Source organism: Mesotoga prima MesG1.Ag.4.2, from assembly GCF_000147715.2.
Taxonomy (GTDB): domain Bacteria; phylum Thermotogota; class Thermotogae; order Petrotogales; family Kosmotogaceae; genus Mesotoga; species Mesotoga prima.
On the sequence record NC_017934.1, the window covers coordinates 1,812,695 to 1,828,142 of the forward strand.

Genomic DNA, 15,448 nt, shown 5'->3' on the forward strand with positions numbered 1-15,448 from the left:
ATGACTGTGAGACAAGCTCCAGGTGACATCTTGAACATCAGTTATTGATTTACCCAGTGATTTGTCGAGAAGACTATCAAGCGGAGATTACCTGAAAGCCTTTCTTCGGTGCCTTGTCAAGACGCTCTTTTCAAATGTCTCGCAGTAGTTCTAGAAGCCACTTGTTTCGCATACATGACTTACTTTTGCTTTCCATTAAGTGATTAGGCATCTCGAATATTCAGAATCTACTGTGGAAAAAACTGCACTCTAGAATTCTCTATGGATAGTAATCGGGTCAAATTCTTTCAGGAGGTAAGTATTATGAAGAAAGCACTGCTACTTTTCTCGCTTGTGGTTCTATTTGCGTTAACGGCTCTTGCGGGTCCAAAGTATGTTTTCCTGTTTATTGGCGATGGCATGGCTCTTCCACAGATCAACGCAGCACAACTATTTCTAAGTTCATCATTTGAGGATGCGGTAACTCCTAAGCTAAACATGCTTAGGTTTCCAGTCCAGGGTATGACGACAACCTACTCCTCAAACTCCTTCATAACCGACTCAGCCTCGGCCGGTACTGCGATAGCAACAGGAAGGAAGACGAATGATGGCGTTATTAGCATGGATCCAACACTTACTGAATCCTACCAAACGGTTGCAGAATTTGCCAAAAGCAGGGACATGAAAGTCGGGATCATTTCAAGCGTCTCCATCGACCATGCCACGCCGGCAGTTTTTTACGCTCATGAGAAATCAAGAAACAATTACTACTCAATTGGGCTTCAGGCAGTAACAAGTAATTACGACCTCTTCGGTGGCGGAACTTTCAACAGGCCTGACAACAAAGGTAAAGACAGAAATCTCTTTGAGATAGCTGTAGAAAATGGATTCACGGTTGTAAGAACTCAGGAAGAGTTCGAATCACTTGAATCAGTTGAAGGAAAGGTCATTATCACAAACGAAGTAATTCCTGGCAGCGGAGCGATGGCTTACGAAATCGATAGAGAGAACGAATTCTCTCTGGCAGATATTACTGCAAAAGCAATACAACTTCTCTCAAATGACAATGGCTTCTTCATAATGGTCGAGTCAGGCAAGATAGACTGGGCGTGTCACGCAAACGACGCAGCAGCATCAGTTGGAGATACGATAGCTTTCGATAAGGCAATAGCGGAAGCAATAAAGTTCTACAATGAACATCCGGAAGATACCCTTATTGTTGTTACCGGTGATCACGAAACGGGAGGACTCACACTAGGTTTTGCTGGAACAAAGTACGTTGCCAACGTTCCAACAATCGGAAATCAGAAGATGTCCTACGAGGCCTTCGATGCTCTCCTCTCTTCTGAAAAGGCTCTGGGCAAACTCAACACGTTCGAAGATCTTCTCGTTCTTGTTGAGGACAACTTTGGTCTTGTGACCACTGGCAAACCTCAGGGCATCCCTCTAAACGATACAGAGATTGAAAGACTTCGGGAAGCCTTCGGTTACTACGTGAATGGTAGCGTACCAAAGGATAGCAGAACATACATCCTCTACGGTGGTTACAATCCAGTTAGCGTAACACTCACTCATATTCTGAATGAAAAAGCCGGACTCGGTTGGACATCTTACTCGCATACCGGTGTTCCAGTTGCAACATTCGCCATGGGTGTTGGCCAAGAAATGTTCGCAGGTTTCTACGACAATACCGATATCGGCAAGAATCTCTTCAAACTCCTAGACTAATAGTATCGATAAATGTAGTGGCCAGTGCGCAGAAAAACGCACTGGTCTCTTGTTCTGATTGGAGATGAGAAAAGTGAGCATAAGTGGATCCAAAAAACGGTACGAGCTGCTCTTTGTATTGATCCTGGTGGCTGTGAACATTGTGCTCATCATCATGCCAAACAGGTATGATAAGAGTTCAAATTACAGCTACACAGTTGGAAAGATTGTTGAAGTAGACAATACCGAACTCAAGCAGTATGGACTGATAAAACAGGGGAGTCAGTATTTGACCGTTGAGATCAAACGCGGCGAACTGAAAGGTCAGGTTTTTGAAACAGACAACAACCTTATAGGTAAAATGGAACTTGATAAAGTACTCAGTGAAGGCGATACCGTCTATGTCGAATACTCAACCATCGGTGACGGATCAATCTACGTTAAGGTCGTTGATTTCTACCGTCTTGGTACTGAAATGCTTCTTTTCACAGTATTCGGAGTAATGCTTATACTCTTCGCGGGGTTCACCGGACTCAAAACACTACTCTCGTTCACCACGACGCTTCTGGTTCTGTGGAAAGTGATGATTCCGCTCTATTTACAAGGCTTCAATCCTGTACTGATAGCTTTCGCAATTGTTTCAGCACTCACTTTGGCAATCATCTTTCTTGTTGGAGGATTCACCCGTAAGGGATTTGTTGCCTTCCTTGGATCGATATCGGGAGTCTTGGTAACCCTGATTCTTTCTTTAAGCTTTTCAGACCCATTTTACATAAACGGTTCGGTGATGCCGTTTGCGGAAACACTGCTTTATTCAGGTTTTGCACACCTTGATCTGAACCAGCTCTTTCTGGCCAGCATTTTTATCGGGAGTTCAGGGGCAGTAATGGATATCGGTATGGATCTTTCTGCATCTATGCAAGAAGTGGTATTCAAAAACCCCGACATTACCACAAGAGAACTGATGTTTTCCGGATTTCGTGTAGGTAGGGCGGTGGTAGGCACAATGACGACCACTCTTCTTTTTGCCTACTCAGGTGGCTATCTGACACTACTCATGGCCTTCATGGCGCAGGGTGTGAATACATCAGCGATGCTGAATCTCAACTATTTTTCGTCAGAAGTACTCATAACTGTAATCGGGAGTTTTGGGCTGGTTCTTACCGCGCCTCTCACAGCCATAATCGGAGCCTTCGTATTCACCAGAAAAGGGAGCGAGCTTCTTATCCCAGCGAACCAAGAAGCCGGACAAAGTGTGGACAAGAAGGCTCGAGAACTTGGGCCCGCCATTAACGATTCCGTCGATTGAGGAATGGCTGGTACACCGACGGGGAAAAGTTGAGTGAGGATCTTCCATACACATTTAACACATCTGATTGGCTGCCGACACAGGGTGTGACCGATACCCTTCCGATAGTAGCCTGGTTCCCGCCAGTCTTCTATCATTTCAACGTAGTTGCAAATCCTCCCGAAGGCGGGGAAGTCATGGAAAGTGGTGTATTCATATACGGCGCTCCAATGACGCTGGGTGCAATTCCTAATGACAATTACGTATTCAGGAACTGGACTTTCGAGGGAGCTGAGTTCAGCGATAATCCATTGTGGGAAGGGAATTCCACCTTCTTCCTTGCTAGATCGACTTGTATCGGCTGCACTGAATTCACCATAGTCGGCAATTTCGACCTGGATGTGCCCGACACAATTACTGTGAACTTGAGAGCCGAGCCACCTGAGGGTGGTGAAGTAAGCGGCGGAGGCAAATTTTCAAAAGGATCGAGCACTACTATCAGCGCCGTGCCAAATTCCGGATATGAGTTTAGTGGCTGGTACTTTGATCCATGTGGGAGCCCTTTCAGTGATTCTCAGACTTTGACTCTAAGCAATTTGCAGGTTGATTGGGCTCTTTTTGCGTCTTTCCACAAGCCTTTTTAGATCGAAGCTCTCTTTTTGAGACATAGCTTTTTAGTTTATTTGATTTTGTGTACAAAGAAGGAGCCTGAGGAGAGAATCCTCAGGCTTCTATCTTTTCAACAAAACCGATTCTGAAACCGTCCGGATCTCTGATGACGAATTTAAGGATTCCATAGGGAGTCGTTTCGAGAGGAGTATCGATCTCAACAGTGTCTTTGATTCTATTCCACAGCTCCTCGACACCGGTGATTCGGAAGTTCAAGATGTCTGAATTCCTGTTTCTTTTCAATCCCGGAGTTTCGATTATCCCAAAGCCGGCCGTTCCATCGAGTTTATAGGACTGCCAGTTGGTCTGTTCGTAAAAAATATCCGGTTCGAACCCGAGGATCTCTTCGTAGAAGACTCTTGCTCTCTCAAGAGAGCTAACAGATATAGTAGCAACTTGAATTTCCATTTAAGCCTCCCAATATTAATTTGTTTTAAGAAGAATGAGGCCGGCGATAAAACCTATCAGAGTCCGACCTCAGTCAAACTGAAAGATTCATTTCTACATCACTCTATAGTTCTGATCGATTCGGTTATACTTAGAGACGTCACCTTTCTCGACGAAGCGAGCGTGGTCAGTATTCCTGCCCCTATCGCGCCGGCAACCGCTAGAACAATTCCCATCCATGGTATCGACCAGTTGAGATGACTCATCTCGGATCTCAAGAGCGAATAGACCGTGTAAGAGAGAATCAGGCCTAGAACGACAGACGATATGGCACTTATGAATCCGAAGATCAGGCCTTCGTAAGTAAGCATGGCCTTGAGTTGTTTTCCGGTCATGCCCACCGCTCTGAGTATTCCAAACTCTCTGCGACGCAGGATGATAGTAGTGTTCATGGTGTTTGTTATACCGCAGATGCCTATGAAGCCAACTATTGCAATAAGCCCGTACACTAGGGTTGAAAGTGTGCTGATCGCGTCTTCAGCCTCTTTCTTGTATTCACTGTATGAGATGAAGGTAGAGTTCCTGTATCTGTCGGCGATCTCTTCGATTGTTGATTCGAGAGCTTCAGCGTCGCTTCCCCTTCGAAGGTATATATCTACATACGAGTAGTGGTCCATGTAGTCCATCATGGTGAGATGGACATTGCCGTTCTCAGGCCTGAAAACCTCAATTATCTTCTCGCTGCATGCCGCAACAAGTATTCCGCCCTCGACCGTGTAGCCGACGACTGATGGCAGCTCCTGCACCACAGCGGCAACGACGAACTCCGAGGCGACGGGAACTTGTACCATAGACTCGTTCAGATAGTACGTCTTGAGCAAAACTCTGTCTCCTGCCTCGATTCCGTGCTTGTTGCTGTTTTCTATGTCGATAATGATTACCGGTTCGGAAGTTGCTCTCGTCAAATCTATCGATCCCGAAATGACTTTCGTCTTCATCAGCTCGATACCGAGATCGTTGTAAGCGAGGAGAGCCATGAACATTCCGCTATTATCAACTATTGTCGCGCGCATTCCAGCCTCAGGGGTGGAGAAGGTTGCGAATGACTTGTTATCAAGGTCGCGGTCTTCCCATTCGGTGAGCAGTCTTCCCGTAATGAACTTCGCAGCCGCTACTGTCTGTACATCTTCAAATGAGAGTATCTCTTCGATCGTTTCCTCATCGGGTCCGTCATCGTACATGCTTGCCACTCTTATTGAGAAATCCGACTTCACAACGCCCCGCGCAATTCTCTCAGTATCGAAGTTTGCGGCAAAGTACGAGAAGGCTATGAAAAGAGTTGCCGCCATCGTCATTGAAATGACAGAAATAATCGTCGTGCGAAGATTTCTCCTCATGTTTCTTTTCGCAAGTTTCAACGGGATCTTCTCTCCAAACGAACTTTGTCCTTTAACGATCCCTCTGACTTCGAAGTCAGAGGGTTCGACACCGTACTGTCTCATCGCCTCTACGGGTGAGACTTTCCCCGCCCTTAGTGCGGGAATAAGAGAAGATACGACTACCGACAGGAATCCGAGAATGGCTCCAAGTAAGAGTGATAGGGGTGAAATCATGGTTGCGAAGCCGCCTAGCCCCGTAAGCTGAGATCCCGCATAGAGCGCTATGGCGAAGGAAAGCAAAACGCCTGTCGCCAGTCCTAAGGGAATACCAACAAGACTTACGAGGATCGATTCTCGGAAGACGACCTTCCTTATCTGTGCGGGAGTGGCACCGGCCGCCCTGAGAAGCCCGAATTCACGTATTCTTTCGAGAACGGATATTTGTACGGTGTTATAGATAGAGACCATTGAAGCCACTGCGACGAGCAGTCCCAGAACGACGGCCGGCCAGTTGACGGGAGATAGGTTCTCAAGAAAGTAGATCAACGAACCGTTGTAAGTTGTCTTATCTCTTATTTCGAGATCCGAGGCAACCTTCAGTGCGGCAACTCTTATTCCGTTGTTTGGTGCTTCAACGGTGAAATAGGCGTTCTTCACCACTCTCGACTCTTCAGAAATCTCTGAAAACTCCTCAGGTGAGATTTCCACAAAGGCCTTTGACATTGCACTCTCCTGTCTAGCCTTTGATACTATCCCTACTACTTCATAGGTACGTTTCTTGCCTCCAATATCAAGTGAGACCATTTGGCCGGTTTCCGGAGTGATTCCCAGAAGCTGTGCCGAAAATGAGTCTAACGCTATCTCTCCAGGCCTTTCCGGGAGACGGCCTTCTTTTACACTCTTTCCTCTCAGGTTGAGCGTCAGCTCATTGGCCTCTTCAATAAACAGAGAAGCCCTTTCTTCGGGGAATTCAATTGTTCCGGCTATTTTCTGAATACCCAGCTCTTCAATCAAAACATGTATCTTCAGGTCCATGAGCTCAGATTCACTTGTCTCCACTACTTTGCCATGGTATCTCCCCACAGAGTTCTCCATGCTCTGGAGCTCCGAAGCTTCGATGCTTTCGAAAGTGATCATGATTGCGGTTATGAAGGCTACGGCAAGGGCCACTCCCAGGAGTGTGTACAACGTTCTCCTAAGTCGTCTCGAAAGGTACTTTCTGCTTAGTTCTGTATAACGTTTCATACCTTCTGACCTCCCAGGGCCGAAGAAAAGACGTTGCCCACGTCTGTATTCGAGTAGTCCGAAACGATCTCGCCGTCCTCCAGGGTGATTATTCTGTTGGCTCTTTCTGCAATATCCTCTTCATGAGTCACTATTACGAGAGTCTGGTGGAATTTCCTCGCGCTTATTTTAAGCAGGTCCATGACTTCCTGGCTCGTCTTGCTGTCGAGATTTCCTGTCGGTTCGTCGGCAAAGACGATTGCCGGTTTCGTTATGAGAGCCCTGGCTATGGCCACCCTTTGTTGCTGGCCGCCTGAAAGGGCAGACGGGAGGTGACCGACCCTGTCTTCTAGTTTCATAAGCCTTATGAGTTCGTTCAGATAGGGCTCATCGACCTTTCTTTCGTCCAGGATCAGCGGGAGTTCTATGTTTTCCCTGGCAGTCAGGACGGGAATCAGGTTGAAAAACTGAAAGACAAACCCGATTCTTCTTCTTCTGAAGATCGAAAGTTGCGTATCCGTCATGGCGTAGAGATTCTTGCCGTCTATGTGGACGCTTCCCGCGGTAGGCCGATCAAGCCCCGCAAGCAGATGAAGGAGCGTACTCTTTCCCGAGCCACTAGGCCCGACTATCGCGATGAACTCGCCCTCCTCGACGGAAAGCTCCGCCCCTTTTAGCGCAGTGACTGCGTTCGCGCCAGATCCATATACTTTTCTCAGTCCAGTAGTTTTGAGTACTTCCATAATCCGCCTCCTTATTGATTTCTGTTCAGAGTTTAAGGAGTCTTTCTTATTCGTAGATGAAGGATAAGCTTAAGAAATCGCAAGGTTAAGCCCTCATTCTCCCCGTCTTACGGGGAGCTCTATTGTGAAAGTCGACCCTCTTTCCGTAGATGACTTCAGCTTTATGTCGCCTTGGTGTCTCTCAATAATCGCTTTAGCCAGCGATAGCCCGAGCCCTGAACCCTTTTTCGATCTGCCGGCAGAACTGCCCCGGTAGAAACTCTGAAAGATCTTCGATGAATCTTCTTGCGGGATCCCAGGGCCTTCGTCCGAGACGCTTATATAGGCGTAGGTCTCGCTCCCTGAAATTGACACAGATACCGAGCCGCCTTCAGGAGAGTAATCGATGGCGTTCTTAAGGAGATTGCCAATAGCTTGCGTAATCCACTTCTCATCACAGAAGACAATAGCCGACGATTCGGTATTCAGTGAAATCTCGATCTTCTTTCTGCGAGCTATCTCGATGTAGTTTCTCATTATATCTCTCGCCAGTTCTGCGAGATCTGCCTTTCTGAAACTAAATCTGATAGCGCCCGATTCTATCCTTGCTATGTTGAGAACGTCACCGATGAGCCATTCCATTCTCTCGATATCTTCGCCGCTTCTACCCAGAAACTCTTCAATCTGTTCTCTTTCCATATTTTTGCCGTCTAGCATTAATTCATTCATCGTTTTTAGGGAGGCAAGTGGCGTCTTGAGTTCATGCGATATGAAAGAGATGAAGGCCCTCATCTTGTCGCGCTCGGAATCAACGCTTTCCATGGTCTTCTCCAGTCTTCTGCTGAGCGCGTTCAGTTGTGCCGAGAGAATGGCCGTGTCCCCCTCGCCATCGAAAATCGATTTACCATCGTATCTCCCGCTCATCAGGGCGTCCAATCTCAGCGATGTTTCTTTCAGAAAGTCGGACTGTTTTTTCGCTATGAGGGAGAGCAGTGAAACCCAAAGAAGAACAAGAGTTATAGAAGAGAGCGAAATTATCGTAATTATCCTGGAGCGGAAATTCTTGTAAGTAGATCCATAGCTTTCGGGAGGCGCTTCTGTGTATCCATAGGGCTTGAGAAGATTCAGCGCAGCTTCGAAGTCCTCCGGCCGACTCTCAGAAAGCAGCCTCTGAAACGTCTCATCCGAAAGACCACCCAGCGAAACCAGCCTTCCAATTAACGAGATCTCCCTTTCATACTGACGACTTCTCTGTTCCTGCAATGCAGACCATATGAGCAGCACGGCGATAATGACGACCGCGAGAGAGATCACAATGCCGGCAACTGAGGCCAGTCTATTGGCTTTTTCTCTGAAGAGGAATCTTAACATCTACTTCCCTCCATTCCACCTGTAACCCAGGCCTCTCAGCGTTTCAATAAGCTTCGGCTTTGAGGGATCTTCCTCCACCTTCTCTCTGAGCTTTCGGATATGAACAGAGAGGGTGTTGTCATCAATGAATTCACCGTCTACATCCCATACCTTCTGAAGGAGCCGATCCCTTCCGAGGACAATACCTTCGTTCTCCATAAGAGTTCTGAGTATTTTGAACTCCGTTGGAGTGAGTATGATCTCTTTCCCGGATCTGTAAGCCCTCAGCTTAGAGGTGTTCAGTTCTAAGGGGCCTGACTTTAGCGAACCACCTTCCTCAACGGAACGCTTCTGGATTCTCCGTGCATTGGCTTTGATTCGCGATATGAGCTCCCTTAGTCTGAATGGTTTCGTTACGTAATCGTCCGCCCCGCTCTCGAGACCCATTACGATATTCACTTCCTCGTCCCTTGCAGTAAGGAAGATTATTGGCATCTCTGATCTTTCGCGTATCTTCTTGCAGAGTTCAAATCCGTTTCCGTCGGGGAGCATTACATCTAGGAGCGCCAGATCAAAGTCTCCGCTCTCTAGCATTTCGAGAGCATACGACACACTCCCGGCTAAGGTCGTTGCCCACCCCTCCTGCGTGAGCGCATAGCTTATGCCGTTCGCAAGGTTTTCGTCGTCTTCAACTAGCAGAATCCTGAGCAATCGTATCACTTCCGAATGGCCATGACCGGTCCTTGTAGATCCGGCGTTTCTATTATATATGGAATGTAAATGTATAGAAAAGCGCTGAAAAACATCGGCGGGCGCAATGCCGACTCCATTGAGAAGTGATGCTGGGAAGAGCATCCCCGGAAGTGATGCGCCGAAAGATCCCGGCGGAAGTGATGCCCGGAGGATCATCCGGGGAAGTGAGGCTGCTTCGCAGGAGGGGAAAGGGAGCCAGTGTGCTGCGCTGGCCGGCCAAAAGGCGAGAATCATCGCCGCAAGTGAAGGCTTCGCCTTCGCCAGTACCACTTCGCGGGAGAAGAGCCGCTGAACGCTTAAAATCAAGAACACGCTGATCGCTGTCAAGAGCCGTGCTTGGTCCGTCGTTGTTTGTTAGAATAAGAGAGGCGGGGGATGCAAGATAAGTCCAGTCCTTCGAGAAGAGCATGAAGATCAGATCCTAGCTCTGTAAGTAAAAACTGACTCTCCTCGGTGAACGAAGAACGGTTCTGTCTCTTTTTTTGTGTAAACCCCTTTTTTGTAATGGGTTTAAGAATCAGCTTATGTACTTAGCTAATCTTTCATACTTTATCACAAGTTGAGTAAGGATCCTGGACCAATCAAGAGTTCTTACTGTCCATTTCTTTGTTATGTTCATTATTGCTAGATAAGCCATCTTTAAGAGAGAATTGTCTGTTGGAAAGACTCCTTTGTTCTTCGTCACCTTCCTGAGTTGTCTATTAACTGATTCAATGGGATTAGTTGTATAAACCAATCTTCTCAGTTCCTCTGGATATTGAAAGAAGGTTGAGAGAGTTTCCCAGTTATCTTTCCAGCTTTTTATTGACAAGTGGTATTTGTCGCCCCACTTCTCTTCTAGTGCAAGCAATGCATTCCATCCTGCCTCTCTTGTAGGTGCCTGATAAATTGTCTTGAGATCGCGTGCTAGAGGTCTACGATCCCTCCAGGTAACATATCTCATGGTGTTTCTTATCTGGTGAACTATGCACTTCTGAACCTCTGAGAATGGATATACAGCCTCTATGGCTTCTTCCATTCCGCTTAATGCATCTATTGAGAAGATTGCCACGTCTTCAACCCCGCGATTCTTCAATTCGTTGAGAATGCTTAGCCAGTAGCTTGCTCCTTCTGTTTCACTTATCCACATGCCTAGAATGTCTTTGTGGCCATTTAGGGATACTCCTAAGGCTATATAGAGTGCTTTCTTCCTTACCTGGTTGCTTTCAACGACCCTGAAGAATACGGCATCCATGTAGACTATCGCATACGCAGATTCTAATGGTCTGTTTCTCCATTCGGAGACCAGTGGCAGTATCTTGTCCGTTATCCTGCTTACGCTCTCTGCAGACAATCTGGAACCGTAGATATCCTCTATATGACTCTGAATATCTCTTACTGTCATTCCCCTTGCATACATGGAGATTATCTGATCCTCTATACCAGAAATGTCCCTCTGGTGTTTCTTCACAACAACCGGTTCAAATTCACCTTTCCTGTCTCTTGGTATCTCAAGTTCTATTTCTCCGTAATCGCTCCTAACTGTCTTCTTGCTATGTCCATTCCTGGAATTGTCAGTCTCTTTGTTCTTGTAGTCATGCTTCGAATATCCAAGCTCATCTTCCAGTTCTCCTTCAAGCATTTCTTTGATTACGTCACCAAACAATTCCTTCATTGCCTCTTGAACATCTCCAACGTTTTCAAATCCATTCTTCTCGATTAACGACTTGATCTTTTCTCTGTCAAATTTCATCTTCTTTTCCCTCCAATCTTCTCTTCCATTCTAGAGGGTTTACACAATCTTCTTTACATACTCCGAAGAACCGCTCAACGGTCAATCAGTGTCTCTTGCTCTTCCGACCCCGTACGCCCAACCTCTAACCTCGTTTTTTGTGATCCCTTCTTAAATCCCCGCTTGAGCGGGGGGGACCGCTTGCGGTGGGGAGTGTGCTCTTTGAACAACGTTTTGAATAGATTGGCCTGTTCGAAATTGAACGATATATTCACTACTTCACGTTATTTGGTCTGTGATCCATATGTATGCACCTACCAGCAACCAGGAATGAACATCGAACAACCGCTCTAAAATGACTATTTGAGAGCATCAACTTTTCTCGCATACAAAGACCAACACCCTCCGCCACTACGTGGCCCTCCTCCCTCAAGGGAGGATTTAAGATCAGGATCATTAGGAGCCAAATATAAACTCGTGCAAAAAAGCAGCTAATTTATGGTATTTGACTCCCTGACGTATAGGTAATGAAGAGCTCTAAAGAGGGGATTTAGGAGCGAAGATCAGAATTAGTGAGAAAGAAGATTGTTGAGAGCTTCGCATGGAGAATATAAGAGAGTTGATAATTCTGAGAACGTCATATCTCATCATGCTTAAGCAAGAGCCATCCTTGGCCCTTCGTCCCAGATCATAGACCTGTCCTCAGACAAGATCGAGATAGGACGAGGAAGATAATTTCGAGACATTCGCTATGCTCACTAGAAGGCGAGAGAAACGTCTCGCCCGGTTCTCCTTATCTCGTGGTCCTTAACGAAGAACTTTGACACAAAGTGTCGAAGAAGCATTTTTCCAGCGTAAGCCTTCAGTGTTTCTTATCCAGGTGGCTCTTTCCTTCTCGAAGGACGCCTTTTCACAACGTTTTACGACCAGAGAGGAGAGGGTGTCTTTTCTTGCGCTAGCGAGCATCACTTCCAGACGAAGTCGGCCTCACTTCTGATCTTGATGCCACAAACCCGTTACCCCCTAACACGTTTCTTACAATAAAGCATTCCTAATTTGAATAAATTACATCGGCAAATTCCTGAAGCTCATCCGGAGAGATCAAGTAGTAAATATCCTCGGATTTCATGACGAAGGCTTTCGATCTTGCAGTCATGATGAAGGCCTTGGAGCCATTTCTGAGTCGGAACCAGCCCACTTTGTATAGGCCTGTAGATGCTCCGTTGGTTCTTACCGTCGGCTCGAAGTCCCTCTCTTCAGTCCAGTCGATAATTCCAACGATTTCAGCTGAATCTATTGCTATCGTCTTTCTTCCGAAGGGAAGTGCATTCAGAACAACGTTTTCGCCGTCAAATTTCACGGCGTTTGTGAATGGAAATATCAGGAAGAGAAATATGAAGAAGACGAACAGACTGCCTATGATTATTAGTGAAATAGTCTTCTGCCAGCCCTTTGTCTTGAATAGAGAGAAAACGAATATCACCGCAACAAAAACAACGATTCCAATATTCAGCATAATCGCAGATGTGGGTAATGAAAACTTGAACACGATTGTCTCCATATCTTGCCTCCTCACAAGAAATTCGATTCAATTATTACACATTCGAGTGCTCCTGATCTTCATATGATCGTTGACATCATGACTTTGTGGCGGTTCGGACAGAGAGCTCTTTATCTGAAGGGTTCAAACTGCAAAACTTCTATCGTAACGCCGTTCGACCTCCATGAAGAAGCAATACCTGGTGTCTCTAGCCGTGATTATGGTATTGCTGCTTGGCGGATGTTTTTCATTTGACGACATGCTAGACGGAACGTGGAGTGGTGTTCTGAATGATTATTATGGGAACCACAATGTTGTTCTCATAGTGAACTCGAACAATACCGGATGGATATCTTTCGACAATGACCCGTACAACGTGGACATAGTAAGTAGAAGAGCCAACCGGAGTTTTGTCGGAGAGTACGGCTGGTACGACTCCTATTGGATCGAGAGAACCATTCAGGCCGAAATGATAAACTACGGCACATTGCGGATAAAGATATACGATAATTTCGGCGATCTCATCAGCGATGGCTTCCTGTATAAGTAGCCTTGTACTTACGGCTTAAGTACGGCCGCCCTGATACAAAAAAGCTAGTATTATTCCTGAAACTATAACTTTCAAACTTCGGTCTGGGAGTTTTCTTTTGTACGGTAGATTCCGAATCCAAGCATTATATTTCACCGGTTCTAGTCAGGGCAAGCAAGTTTAATCAATATAACTCAAACGACCTTATCACTTTTTCTTTCCGCTATTGCTTTGCAAATTTTAGATGTCAAAACGTGTTAATTTCCGAAGATCTCTTCATAAGCGAGTTATTGCAGATATCTGGAACCTGCCAGGAGTAGTCAATGAAAGAGATTTGGCTTGCATTTGTTCATTATTCGAAGCGCGAAGTTTTCTTCGAGTAGATATCTGGCATTTGCTCTGATTTCGAAGGTCTTTATGATAGTATCTTGAAGGCATTTATCTTGTGACTATATTAACTATCTTCGATCGTTTTCTTCTATGCCAATAAGGTTATCCGAGAACGGTCCCGGAATGCTGCTTTCAAAAATTATTTCGTGGTTTTTCACTTCCAGAAAGGTTATTAGAAAGTGAATCCAAGAGGAGATGGTTGTATGGAAATTCAAAGTTCCAGGTTACTGAGAAAAGTGCTTATTGGAGCCACCGGAAGCGCTCTCGCTCTCACATCTGCGCTTGCGGCCAACTATGAAGACACTATGCCGCTCGAAACCGTGAAGCCGGCCCCGAATCTGGAGGAGGTATTACCTCATCCGGAGCAGAGAGAAGAAGCAATGGCGAAGTTGGCCGAATTTGAGAGCAGAACTGGGAAACGGCCCAACATACTTGTATACCTAATGGATGATGTCGGTTGGGGGGACCTTGGTGTTTATGGTGGAGGTGTCGCTGTAGGAGCGCCGACTCCAAACATGGATGCACTTGCAAGAGACGGACTCATGCTTACTTCTGCTTATTCGCAACCTTCTTCTTCACCAACCAGGGCGACTCTTCTTACGGGACAGCTCCCAGTCAGGCATGGAATACTAAGGCCAACGCTGTACAACGAGCCCGGAGGACTGACAAATGCAGTTACACTTGCCCAGTTGTTGAGCGATGCCGGTTACGTTACTCAAGCTGTTGGAAAATGGCACATGGGAGAGAATCCCGGTTCTCAGCCTCAAAACGTTGGATTTGATGACTTCTCGGGTTTTCTCAGTGTGTCGGACCTGTACACAGAGTGGCGGGATCCATACTTCTACCCCGAAATTGCCACCAGCGAAGAGAGAACCGAGATGATACGGGAGTGGGCTTTCGAGAAGTACTGGGTTCACGCAGAAAAGGGCGGCACAATCGAACAGGTTAAAGAGATAGATATCGAGGTATCTTCACATCTAGACGAGTACTGGAAAGACTACTCGATTGAATTTATTGAAAAGATGGCCGATAGCGACCAGCCGTTCTTCCTTTACCACTGCACGAGGGGAGCTCACTTTGACAACTATCCCAGAGACGAGTATGAGGGGTCGTCTCCGGCCAAGCAGGTTTACAAAGACACAATAGTCGAACTTGACGACATACTGGGTGAGCTGGTCGCAGCGCTCGAGAGAACTGGACAACTCGAGAACACACTGATTTTCATCGCGTCCGACAACGGCCCAGAGATGGAATCATGGCCGGACAGCGCTTATTCGCCGTTTAGAGGTGCGAAAGGTTCAACCTGGGAAGGTGGCGTCAGAGTACCCGCAATCTTCTACTGGAAGGGAATGATAGAACCTGGACGGGCCTCCGACGGCCTCTTCGACATTGCCGATATCTTCAATACATGCCTTACACTTGCGGGCGCAACCGATTCTATCCCTACAGACAGGTTTATCGACGGAGTAGACCAGACTTCATTCCTCCTAGCCGAGGAGGGACTCTCAAACAGGAAGTACATCTACTACTGGCTTATGAGCTACTTCTCTGCCGTAAGGGTAGCCGAGTACAAATACGTACAGTTTGCCGAATCGGATTCGGGAGAGGGAATCGTTAATCCCGGAGGCTTTACCGGTTACATAATGGCCTTCCCGTATTATCACCTGTACAATCTCTATCTGGATCCGAAGGAAGAACACAACGTCTCCATAAGAAAACTGGTTTTCACAGATCTCTTCTTGGAAGCCATGAAGAAACATATTGACACATTCCTTGAATATCCACCTGTAGTTGAAATCATTACGGGTCACTAGAACGAA

At 46.5% G+C, this 15,448-nt stretch carries 13 protein-coding genes; 6 read left to right on the plus strand and 7 right to left on the minus strand.

Going from position 1 to position 15,448, the window contains the following annotated elements; all coding sequences use genetic code 11:
* The first annotated feature begins 303 nt into the window (after positions 1-303).
* From THEBA_RS08445 to THEBA_RS08455, 3 genes are all read left to right on the plus strand, one after another.
* Positions 304-1,707: an alkaline phosphatase gene (locus tag THEBA_RS08445; protein WP_014731233.1), complete on the plus strand. Its 1,404-nt coding sequence runs from the start codon at positions 304-306 to the stop codon at positions 1,705-1,707.
* A 64-nt stretch (positions 1,708-1,771) separates the two neighbouring features.
* The gene (locus THEBA_RS08450; protein ID WP_148270017.1) at positions 1,772-2,995 is read left to right on the plus strand and encodes a YibE/F family protein; all 1,224 of its coding nucleotides are present in this window, start codon (positions 1,772-1,774) and stop codon (positions 2,993-2,995) included.
* 29 nt (positions 2,996-3,024) lie between these two features.
* On the plus strand, positions 3,025-3,618 hold the full coding sequence (locus THEBA_RS08455) for an InlB B-repeat-containing protein (protein ID WP_158309305.1): 594 nt from the start codon (positions 3,025-3,027) through the stop codon (positions 3,616-3,618).
* A gap of 79 nt (positions 3,619-3,697) precedes the next feature.
* On the opposite strand, the gene THEBA_RS08460 is transcribed toward THEBA_RS08455, so the two are convergent.
* The 5 genes from THEBA_RS08460 to THEBA_RS08480 form a co-directional block, all read right to left on the minus strand.
* Positions 3,698-4,051, minus strand: coding sequence for a VOC family protein (locus THEBA_RS08460; protein ID WP_014731236.1), 354 nt, complete (start codon positions 4,049-4,051; stop codon positions 3,698-3,700).
* Between the two features lie 98 nt (positions 4,052-4,149).
* Entirely contained in the window at positions 4,150-6,654 is a 2,505-nt protein-coding gene (locus THEBA_RS08465; protein WP_014731237.1) for an FtsX-like permease family protein, read from the minus strand.
* A complete protein-coding gene (locus tag THEBA_RS08470; RefSeq protein WP_014731238.1) occupies positions 6,651-7,376 on the minus strand; it encodes an ABC transporter ATP-binding protein in 726 nt (241 codons plus the stop codon). The genes THEBA_RS08465 and THEBA_RS08470 overlap by 4 nt, the downstream gene beginning before the upstream one ends.
* 93 nt (positions 7,377-7,469) lie before the next feature.
* Positions 7,470-8,726 carry a sensor histidine kinase gene (locus THEBA_RS08475; RefSeq protein ID WP_014731239.1) on the minus strand — a complete coding sequence of 419 codons (1,257 nt, stop codon included), beginning with the start codon at positions 8,724-8,726 and terminating at the stop codon, positions 7,470-7,472.
* Positions 8,727-9,416 (minus strand): response regulator transcription factor, encoded by a 690-nt coding sequence (locus THEBA_RS08480; RefSeq protein WP_041928165.1) that lies wholly within the window; start codon positions 9,414-9,416, stop codon positions 8,727-8,729.
* Positions 9,417-9,522: 106 nt separating this feature from the next.
* Here THEBA_RS08480 and THEBA_RS14420 point away from each other — a divergent pair, with 106 nt between their 5' ends.
* Positions 9,523-9,750, plus strand: coding sequence for a hypothetical protein (locus THEBA_RS14420; protein ID WP_041928166.1), 228 nt, complete (start codon positions 9,523-9,525; stop codon positions 9,748-9,750).
* Between the two features lie 225 nt (positions 9,751-9,975).
* Here THEBA_RS14420 and THEBA_RS08490 read toward each other — a convergent pair whose 3' ends face one another.
* Positions 9,976-11,190: an IS256 family transposase gene (locus THEBA_RS08490; RefSeq protein ID WP_014730611.1), complete on the minus strand. Its 1,215-nt coding sequence runs from the start codon at positions 11,188-11,190 to the stop codon at positions 9,976-9,978.
* 1,030 nt (positions 11,191-12,220) lie between these two features.
* Positions 12,221-12,730 carry a PH domain-containing protein gene (locus THEBA_RS08495; protein ID WP_014731241.1) on the minus strand — a complete coding sequence of 170 codons (510 nt, stop codon included), beginning with the start codon at positions 12,728-12,730 and terminating at the stop codon, positions 12,221-12,223.
* A gap of 181 nt (positions 12,731-12,911) precedes the next feature.
* On the opposite strand from THEBA_RS08495, the gene THEBA_RS08500 reads away from it, so the two are divergent.
* Positions 12,912-13,259: a hypothetical protein gene (locus THEBA_RS08500; protein WP_014731242.1), complete on the plus strand. Its 348-nt coding sequence runs from the start codon at positions 12,912-12,914 to the stop codon at positions 13,257-13,259.
* Between the two features lie 572 nt (positions 13,260-13,831).
* The gene (locus tag THEBA_RS08505) at positions 13,832-15,442 is read left to right on the plus strand and encodes an arylsulfatase (RefSeq protein ID WP_014731243.1); all 1,611 of its coding nucleotides are present in this window, start codon (positions 13,832-13,834) and stop codon (positions 15,440-15,442) included.
* Positions 15,443-15,448: the final 6 nt, after the last annotated feature.

Excerpts from the sequence above, each read along its gene's own strand:
- THEBA_RS08505 (WP_014731243.1), top strand. The coding sequence starts at position 13,832 with ATGGAAATTCAAAGTTCCAGGTTACTGAGAAAAGTGCTTATTGGAGCC.
- THEBA_RS08465 (WP_014731237.1), bottom strand. The coding sequence starts at position 6,654 with ATGAAACGTTATACAGAACTAAGCAGAAAGTACCTTTCGAGACGACTT.
- THEBA_RS08495 (WP_014731241.1), bottom strand. The coding sequence starts at position 12,730 with ATGGAGACAATCGTGTTCAAGTTTTCATTACCCACATCTGCGATTATG.
- THEBA_RS08470 (WP_014731238.1), bottom strand. The coding sequence starts at position 7,376 with ATGGAAGTACTCAAAACTACTGGACTGAGAAAAGTATATGGATCTGGC.
- THEBA_RS08475 (WP_014731239.1), bottom strand. The coding sequence starts at position 8,726 with ATGTTAAGATTCCTCTTCAGAGAAAAAGCCAATAGACTGGCCTCAGTT.
- THEBA_RS14420 (WP_041928166.1), top strand. The coding sequence starts at position 9,523 with ATGCCGACTCCATTGAGAAGTGATGCTGGGAAGAGCATCCCCGGAAGT.
- THEBA_RS08460 (WP_014731236.1), bottom strand. The coding sequence starts at position 4,051 with ATGGAAATTCAAGTTGCTACTATATCTGTTAGCTCTCTTGAGAGAGCA.
- THEBA_RS08490 (WP_014730611.1), bottom strand. The coding sequence starts at position 11,190 with ATGAAATTTGACAGAGAAAAGATCAAGTCGTTAATCGAGAAGAATGGA.
- THEBA_RS08450 (WP_148270017.1), top strand. The coding sequence starts at position 1,772 with ATGAGAAAAGTGAGCATAAGTGGATCCAAAAAACGGTACGAGCTGCTC.
- THEBA_RS08445 (WP_014731233.1), top strand. The coding sequence starts at position 304 with ATGAAGAAAGCACTGCTACTTTTCTCGCTTGTGGTTCTATTTGCGTTA.